General features: G+C 74.0%; 1 protein-coding gene. It reads right to left on the minus strand.

From position 1 onward, the window contains the following. Nucleotides 1-558: histidine kinase N-terminal domain-containing protein (locus G3I71_RS46110; RefSeq protein ID WP_164324904.1), on the minus strand; the 558-nt coding region annotated here is incomplete at both ends.

The raw sequence follows: 558 nt of genomic DNA on the forward strand, positions 1-558 counted from the left end.
GATGACCCCGCTGGTGCCCTCGACCTCGGTCTCGCGGGGGGCCCAGCCGCTGGCGATCTTCACCAGCGCCTCGTCCACCGGGCCGCGGGAGGGGGCCAGTTCGGCGGTTGTGGTCCCCAGGTGCTGGCCCACCAGGTCGGCGGCGAGGCCGAGCCGGTGGTAGGCGGAGAGGGCGTTCGGGGACGCGTACGTCACCACGCCCTCGGCGTCGAGCCGGATGAGGCCGTCCCCGACGCGCGGGGAGGCGTCCATGTCGACCTGCTGGCCCGGATACGGGAAAGAGCCCGCCGCGATCATCTGGGCCAGGTCGGAGGCGGACTGGAGGTAGGTCAGCTCCAGCCGGCTCGGTGTACGCACAGTGAGCAGGTTGGTGTTGCGGGCGATGACGCCCAGCACCCGGCCCTCGCGGCGCACGGGGATCGACTCGACCCGGACGGGCACCTCCTCGCGCCACTCCGGGTCCCCCTCGCGCACGATCCGGCCCTCGTCGAGGGCGGCGTCCAGGAGCGGGCGGCGGCCGCGCGGCACCAGGTGGCCGACCATGTCGTCCTGGTACGA

It is taken from the genome of Streptomyces sp. SID12501, from assembly GCF_010550245.1.
In the GTDB taxonomy this organism is placed as follows: domain Bacteria; phylum Actinomycetota; class Actinomycetes; order Streptomycetales; family Streptomycetaceae; genus Streptomyces.